The sequence below is a fragment of the Vagococcus sp. genome, from assembly GCF_036639995.1.
Lineage (GTDB): Bacteria > Bacillota > Bacilli > Lactobacillales > Vagococcaceae > Vagococcus.
Genome location: NZ_JAVWHO010000075.1, coordinates 1 through 7,122 on the forward strand (window position 1 = coordinate 1; position 7,122 = coordinate 7,122).

8 protein-coding genes are annotated in these 7,122 nt (G+C 35.1%); 2 read left to right on the forward strand and 6 right to left on the reverse strand.

What is annotated here, in order from left to right; all coding sequences use genetic code 11:
• The coding region (locus RR554_RS11925; RefSeq protein ID WP_332468120.1) for a DUF5067 domain-containing protein at positions 1-436 on the forward strand (436 nt) is incomplete at its 5' end.
• A gap of 181 nt (positions 437-617) precedes the next feature.
• Here RR554_RS11925 and ispE read toward each other — a convergent pair.
• The 6 genes from ispE to RR554_RS11955 all read right to left on the reverse strand — a co-directional run bounded on the left by ispE (position 618) and on the right by RR554_RS11955 (position 5,998).
• Positions 618-1,475 carry a 4-(cytidine 5'-diphospho)-2-C-methyl-D-erythritol kinase gene (gene ispE, locus RR554_RS11930; RefSeq protein ID WP_332464527.1) on the reverse strand — a complete coding sequence of 286 codons (858 nt, stop codon included), beginning with the start codon at positions 1,473-1,475 and terminating at the stop codon, positions 618-620.
• Positions 1,476-1,622: 147 nt separating this feature from the next.
• Positions 1,623-2,696 carry an ABC transporter substrate-binding protein gene (locus RR554_RS11935; RefSeq protein ID WP_332468121.1) on the reverse strand — a complete coding sequence of 358 codons (1,074 nt, stop codon included), beginning with the start codon at positions 2,694-2,696 and terminating at the stop codon, positions 1,623-1,625.
• 13 nt (positions 2,697-2,709) lie between these two features.
• Positions 2,710-3,531: an ABC transporter permease gene (locus RR554_RS11940; RefSeq protein ID WP_332464525.1), complete on the reverse strand. Its 822-nt coding sequence runs from the start codon at positions 3,529-3,531 to the stop codon at positions 2,710-2,712.
• Positions 3,528-4,340: an ABC transporter permease gene (locus tag RR554_RS11945; RefSeq protein ID WP_332464524.1), complete on the reverse strand. Its 813-nt coding sequence runs from the start codon at positions 4,338-4,340 to the stop codon at positions 3,528-3,530. The genes RR554_RS11940 and RR554_RS11945 overlap by 4 nt, the downstream gene beginning before the upstream one ends.
• 11 nt (positions 4,341-4,351) lie before the next feature.
• Complete coding sequence (locus tag RR554_RS11950; RefSeq protein ID WP_332464523.1) at positions 4,352-5,440, reverse strand: ABC transporter ATP-binding protein; 1,089 nt, start codon at positions 5,438-5,440, stop codon at positions 4,352-4,354.
• A gap of 15 nt (positions 5,441-5,455) precedes the next feature.
• Complete coding sequence (locus RR554_RS11955) at positions 5,456-5,998, reverse strand: helix-turn-helix domain-containing protein (protein ID WP_332468122.1); 543 nt, start codon at positions 5,996-5,998, stop codon at positions 5,456-5,458.
• 196 nt (positions 5,999-6,194) lie between these two features.
• On the opposite strand from RR554_RS11955, the gene RR554_RS11960 reads away from it, so the two are divergent.
• A partial coding sequence (locus RR554_RS11960) for a YhdH/YhfP family quinone oxidoreductase (RefSeq protein ID WP_332468123.1) occupies positions 6,195-7,122 on the forward strand: 928 nt, incomplete at its 3' end.

A 7,122-nucleotide genomic window follows, 5' to 3' on the forward strand; every position in this document is an offset into this window, starting at 1 on the left:
AGTAGTTAAAGACAGTGAATCCTCCTATGATTCTAGCAAACGTGTGCTAAAATCACCCACGTTTGAACTAACTTTTTTAAGTGCAGAACTGAAAAAAGATATTGATGGAAATGACAGTTGGTATGTTTATGCGAATATTAAGAACCTTTCAAAAGAATCAATAACACCTGATTCAATTTGGAATGCCTATCTTAAATTTTCGGATAAAGAAAAATCTGATGAAGCTCTCTACCAACAAGTTCTTCCTAAAAAAGATTTAGATGGCTCAGAGTATAAAACCGCAATCGATAATATGAGTAAAGAAATTAAACCAAACGAAACAATAAAAGTTGGAGCTTTCTATGCTCTTCCTAAGGATAAAAGTATCTTTTTATCCGTTATTAATGAAGACATGACCGTTTTTCATACTGAAGAATTAAGTATTCCATTTAAATAACTCTAAATTTAATCTTGTTGAACACAAAAAAGAGGCTGACAAAACTGTCAGTCTCTTTCTTTGACCACTTTGGGATAAAATAGCCAGTCTGAATCAATAAACTCGGCTAGTATTTATTGGTTCAAACAAATGAAACCACTTTATTTTAATATATCTAGACCAATAAAGCGAGTAAATCGCTTTATTTATTTAATGTTCTTACAATATATACCTCTTGGCAAAATCCTTTTAATGAATTTGCCACATGTAGTGCTCGTGAATGTTTATCGCATAAAGCAATGACGGTCGGCCCACTACCACTCATAACCGCAGCATCTGCACCAAACTGGAGCATTTTTTCTTTGATTAATTGGACAACTGGAAACTTTGCCGAGGTATAAGTTTCTAGTGAGTTACCTAGATGTTGTGTTAATTCATTGTAGTCTTGATTTTCGATGGCATTTTTTAAGGCGGTAATATTAGGATGACCTAATTCATCAACGTCGATTTTAGAAAAAACACGTGGTGTTGAGACGCTTACTCTTGGTTTAACGAGTACGACCCAACATTGTGGTAGTGCCTGAGATAAAGGGGTAACAATCTCACCTAGACCTGTGACAAGGGCTGTTTTTCCTTCCATACAAAAAGGAATATCGGTGCCAATAGGAATGGATAATTGTTTTAAATCCTCAAAATCTGCTTGTAAATTATAGAGACGATTGATTCCTCTAAAGGTAGCTGCTGCGTCACTACTACCACCGCCAAGTCCAGCAGCTACGGGAATATTTTTTTGGAGTGTGACGTGAGCGCCTCCTTTGAATTGGTAGTGTTTCTTCATGGCTTCTATGGCTTGGAAAATATTATTTTTTCGATCTGTTGGCAAAAAGCCGCTATTAGTTTCGATGATGATTTTTTCGTCCTTAATCGGGGTAAAAGTTAGTCGGTCAGCTAAATCAATGCTAGCCATAATCATCTCTAACTCATGATAACCATCATCTCGTTTATATAAAACATCTAAGCCGAGGTTTATTTTTGCTGGTGCTTTTTCGATGATTTCCATTTGCGTCATCTCCTCGCTAAAAAAATATAGTTGCATTAATTATACATGAAAAAATTAAGATTTAAATCTATTATGCTTTTAAAATGATTGTTTTTAATAAAAAAAAACCACGATATTTTAATAATTATCGTAGCTTTTATATCATGTTTAATTTCGATACATTTTAAATTCTAAAAAGCGGTCATTATAGACTTCTAAATAGTTAGACCCTAAATCTTCGTAAACCTCTAAATTTTTCATTGTCTCTTCATCTGGATAAAACTGTTCGTCTTCTGTAATATCTTTTGGTAATAGGTCTATCGCTTTTTTATTAGGTGTTGAGTAACCAATGTATTCAGCGTTTTTAGCTGCATTTTCAGGTTTTAACATGAAGTTGATAAAATCATAGGCTCCTTTGGTATTTTTAGCTGTTTTAGGAATGACAATATTATCAAACCACAAATTAGAGCCTTCTTCAGGAATAACATAATGTAAGTGTTCATTTTTATCTAACATCTCGCTTGCTTCTCCTGAAAATGAGACAGCAGCCGCACTTTCTTCATTAATCATATACATCTTTATTTCATCTGCTACAATGGCTTTGACATTTCCAGTGAGGTTCGTTAGTTTTGCTGAGGCTTTAATTAGTTCAGACTCTTTCTTGCTGTTAAGTGAGTTACCATCACTGTTTAGTGCAAGTCCCATGACTTCACGAGCGCCATCTATCAGCATGACGTTATTCTTTAGGTCAGGTCGCCATAAATCATCCCAATGCTGCATGTCTTTTTCTTTAATAAATTTATCGTTGTAAATAATACCCAGGGTTCCCCAAAAGTAAGGGACAGAGTACTGGTTACTGGCATCAAAATCAATGTCTAAAAAGCGAGGATCAATGTTTTCTAAGCCTTTAATTTTTGAATGATCAAGCTTTAATAGCAAGTCTTGTTTCATCATTTTTTGAATCATGTACTCACTAGGGATAGCGATATCGTAGGCAGTCCCACCTTGTTGGATTTTGGTAATCATGGCTTCATTGGAGTCAAATGTTTCATAAATAACTTTATAGCCATATTCTTTTTCAAATTCTTTAAGTAAACTTGGGTCAATGTAATCTCCCCAGTTGTAGATAGTGACTATTTCAGAGCCAGCTGCGCCTGATTTTTTCTCAAGACGAAAGGCGGTGAAAGTTAGGCAGAGGATAATCACAAGAATACCAATTAGCAATGAATTCAATTTTTTCATGATAGTCTCCTTTCTAACGAGTCACTTTTTTTCGATGTTTTTTCGGGATGTTGTCTTTACTAATAAAGTAGTACCCTAGCACTAAAATTAATGAAAATAGAAATAGTAAGGTGCTGAGTGCGTTAATTTCTAAGCTGATACCTTGTCTGGCTCTTGAGTAGATTTCAACTGAGAGTGTGCTAAAGCCATTACCTGTGACAAAGAAAGTCACGGCAAAATCATCGAGTGAGTAGGTAAATGCCATGAAATAACCAGCAATAATTCCTGGTGTGATATAAGGTAAAATAACTTGGCGCAACACTTGAAAGTTATTAGCACCTAAATCTCTTGCCGCATCAATCAATGAGTCATTCATCTCTTGGATTTTTGGTAACACCATTAAAACAACTATGGGAATACTAAAGGCAATATGAGAAAGGAGTACGGACATAAAACCTAATTTGAAACCAAACCACGTACCTAGAGAAGTAAATAAAATTAAAAAACTTGCCCCAATAATGACGTCAGGTGAAACCAGCAACACATTGTTTAAACTAAGGACGATATTTTTTATGCCTCGCTGTTTGGTATAGTGAATGCCCATTGCCCCTAATGTGCCGATAATTGTTGCGATTAAGGCAGATAAGAAGGCTAGTAAAAAAGTATTAACAACAATGCCAATAAGACGCGTATCTTCAAAAACTGCTTGGTAATGTTCTAAGGTAAATCCTGTAAATTTCGTCATACTACCGCCTTGATTAAAGGAGTAATAAATGAGATAAAAAATAGGAATATAAAGAAGGATAAAAATCAAAACTAAATAAAGATGAGACCATTTAAATTTTTTGTTTGTCATTTTCTCTTTTTACCTCCTTTTTTCTTTTCAGCTGTTAGGAGCATGATGATAAACATAGTGATGATTAAAATCACGCCAATAGTTGAGCCCATGCCCCAGTTTTGAGTGACTAAAAAATGCTGCTCGATAGCTGTACCAAGGGTTATTACGCGATTTCCACCAATTAAACGAGTTAGCATAAAGAGACTTAATGAAGGAATGAAAACCGCTTGGACGCCACTTTTAACCCCGTTTAGAGAAAGTGGGAAAATGACTCGTCTAAAAGTTTCAAATCCATTTGCCCCTAAATCACGACTTGCTGAGATGAGTGAAGGGTTAATTTCCTCTAATGCATTAAAAATTGGCATAATCATAAAAGGAATCTCGATATAAGTAGCCACAAAGATGAAGCTAAAATCAGTAAATAGAATCTGCTTAGAGCCAATGCCAATTGTTTCTAAAAAAGTATTAATATTACCGTGAATGCTGAAAATCCCAATAAAGGCGTAAGCCTTTAATAGTAAATTAATCCAAGTAGGTAAGATAATAAGCATGAGCCATAATTGTTTGTGTTTGGTATTATTTAAAAAATAAGCTGTTGGGTAACTAATAAGTAAGGTAAAAAAAGTAATTAAAAAGGCATAAAAGACCGAATTAAATGTCATTTTTAAATAGGTACCAGTTGTTAGGTACTGTTTGTAATTGGCTAAAGTAAACGCGCCGCTTGCATCAAAAAAAGATTGATAAAAAATCAGTAAGACAGGTGCAATGACAAAAAGGAGTAGCCAAAAAACATAAGGAATGGTATAAAGCTTTTTATTAACAGTCATGTTCCTCCTCCTTAATCTTCATCATAGCTTTCAAGTCTAGCGTCAAAGTCTTCCTCTGATTCCCCAAAACGCATCACGTGAATGTCTTCTGGTTCAAAATAGAGACCAACTTCTTGTCCCTCTTTGCTTCGTCTTGTTGAATGAACCGTCCATTCATTGCCTTCTTTATCGATACAGAAAATTTCATAATGAACCCCTCTAAAAAGGATTGTATCAACAGTTGCGACAAGTTTTCCTTTTTCAATCGGTACAATATTTAAATCTTCGGGACGTATCATAATTTCAACGGGTTCATTTTTTCGCATACCGCTATCTACACATTCAAAGGTTTTTCCAACAAATTTGACAAGATTATCCTCTAACATGGTCGCGTCAACAATGTTACTTTCACCGATAAAATTAGCAACAAAACGGTTGATTGGTTCATCATAAATATCTCCTGGAGTACCACTTTGCTCGATAATGCCTGCATTTAATACGAATATTTCATCACTCATAGCAAGTGCTTCTTCTTGGTCATGAGTCACAAAAATAAAGGTAATGCCTAAGCGTTTTTGTAAGTCACGTAACTCAGATTGCATGGCTGTTCTAAGTTTTAAATCAAGAGCTGATAAGGGCTCATCTAATAGTAAAATATCTGGTTCGTTAACTAAGGCGCGAGCAATTGCAACACGTTGTCGTTGTCCGCCTGACATTTCACTAATTTTACGTTCTTCAAATCCTGAGAGTTGCACCATTCGTAGAGCATCTTTGACTTTGGTTTCAATCGTTTTTTTATCAAGTTTTTTAATTTTTAAGCCAAATGCGACGTTTTCAAAAACATCCATGTGGGGGAAAAGTGCGTAATCTTGAAAAACAGTGTTCACTTTTCGTTTATTTGCTGGTAATTGGTTGATTTTTTTTCCATCAAAATAAATAGTTCCACTTGTTGGTTCAGAAAAGCCGGCGATTAACCTTAAAATAGTTGTTTTTCCACATCCTGAAGGACCGAGTAGGGTATAAAATTTCCCTTGTTCAATCTCAAAACTGACATTTTTTAAAACCACATTGTCGTCAAATTCTTTGACCACATCATCAAAACGAATAATTGTGTTGCTCATTGGTGCCACCCCTTTTTATAGATATGAATTTGTCGCTACAAGTAGTAAACGACTTGTTTCATGATAGTTATTTTTTATTTGATGTTTCTTTAATGCGTGATAGTAAATACTCTCACCTTGACTAGCATAGTAGCGATCCATCCCAATCTCAATACAGACACTTCCCTCTAAAACATAAGCAAACGTGTCAGATAAAGAAGGTTCGAATTCTTTGTATTCACCCTCTTTATCGAGAGAAAGAATAATTGGTTCCATGTCTTGTTCATTAGAGTCAGAGACTAACCAGTTGATTTCGTATCCTTTTTCTTCCTCATAATAAACAGTGTAATCGTCACATTTATAAACTACTTGTTGAACTTGTTCTTTCTCATCAAAAAAATCTTTAGGTGAAATGCCCAAAACTTCAAGAATTGAGAAAAAAGTCTCCATGGAAGGAGAGCTTAAATTTCGTTCCAGTTGAGAGATGTATCCCTTACTTAAATCTGTTCTTTCCCCAAGCTCTTCTTGTGTTAAATCTTTTTGTATGCGTAAATTTTTAATTTTTTGACCGATATTCATGGGTTTCCTCGTTTCAAAGTTTATAATGACTAAACTTCAAAGCACAAAAGTTTAATATTATTAAACAAATAGTTTACTAACGATTGAAATTATACAAGATAATTAAAGGGAATTCAATCGAATTTAGGTGAGAAAGTTATTAAAAAAAGAGTTATAATGATAGTGAGATTAATCACTAGGAAATGAGGATAAAATAATGATAAATCAAGCATTTAGAGCACTAGTTGTAGAAGAAGTTGAGGGGAAAGTCGAAGCAACCTTAAAAGAATGTACCTTACCGGATTTAGGTGAAGGTGGTACTATCATTAAAGCAAATTATTCAGGTGTTAATTATAAAGATGCTTTAGGTACGATAAAAAATGGGGGAGTTATTCGTAGCTATCCCATGATTCCAGGGATTGATGTGATTGGAGAAGTCATTGAAACCACGGATTTAATTTTGAAAAAAGGGGACCGAGTGGTTGTAACTGGTAATGGTCTTGGTGTGAGTCATACAGGTGGCTTTAGTGAAATAGTTCGCGTTCCTAATGAGTGGGTCGTAAAATTACCTGAAACTGTTAGTGACAGGGAAGCTGCAACCATTGGAACAGCAGGTATCACCGCACTACAAGCGATTAGTCAATTAGAAAAAATCGGTATGGCTGACAAATCAGCTCGTATTTTAGTGACAGGGGCAACAGGTGGTGTTGGAAGTATAGCAATTGCCATGCTTAAAAGTTTGGGATATGAGACTATTACGGCATTGTCTCGTAAGAAAAACGAAGACTACTTAAAATTAATTGGGGCAACTGAAGTGCTCGGTTTAGAAGAATTTATGCCAGAAAAAATTAAACCGCTACAACGACAAGAGTATGATTATGTGATTGATACGATTGGTGGGGAGAGTGTGGCGGCTATCTTACCACAAATCAACTATGCAGGAGGGATTGCCTTATGTGGGAATGCTAGTGGCATTAGCTTCTCAACGACTGTATTACCCTTCATTTTACGAGGTATAACAATGGTAGGAATAGATTCTGTACAATTATCTAACGAGGTAAAAAGAACTATTTGGAATCGTATTGGTAGTGAGTTAGATGAATCGTTATTAAGTCAAATTGGTCATGTGGAAGAACCTTTAGACA

Excerpts from the sequence above, each read along its gene's own strand:
- ispE (WP_332464527.1), bottom strand. The coding sequence starts at position 1,475 with ATGGAAATCATCGAAAAAGCACCAGCAAAAATAAACCTCGGCTTAGAT.
- RR554_RS11935 (WP_332468121.1), bottom strand. The coding sequence starts at position 2,696 with ATGAAAAAATTGAATTCATTGCTAATTGGTATTCTTGTGATTATCCTC.
- RR554_RS11940 (WP_332464525.1), bottom strand. The coding sequence starts at position 3,531 with ATGACAAACAAAAAATTTAAATGGTCTCATCTTTATTTAGTTTTGATT.
- RR554_RS11945 (WP_332464524.1), bottom strand. The coding sequence starts at position 4,340 with ATGACTGTTAATAAAAAGCTTTATACCATTCCTTATGTTTTTTGGCTA.
- RR554_RS11950 (WP_332464523.1), bottom strand. The coding sequence starts at position 5,440 with ATGAGCAACACAATTATTCGTTTTGATGATGTGGTCAAAGAATTTGAC.
- RR554_RS11955 (WP_332468122.1), bottom strand. The coding sequence starts at position 5,998 with ATGAATATCGGTCAAAAAATTAAAAATTTACGCATACAAAAAGATTTA.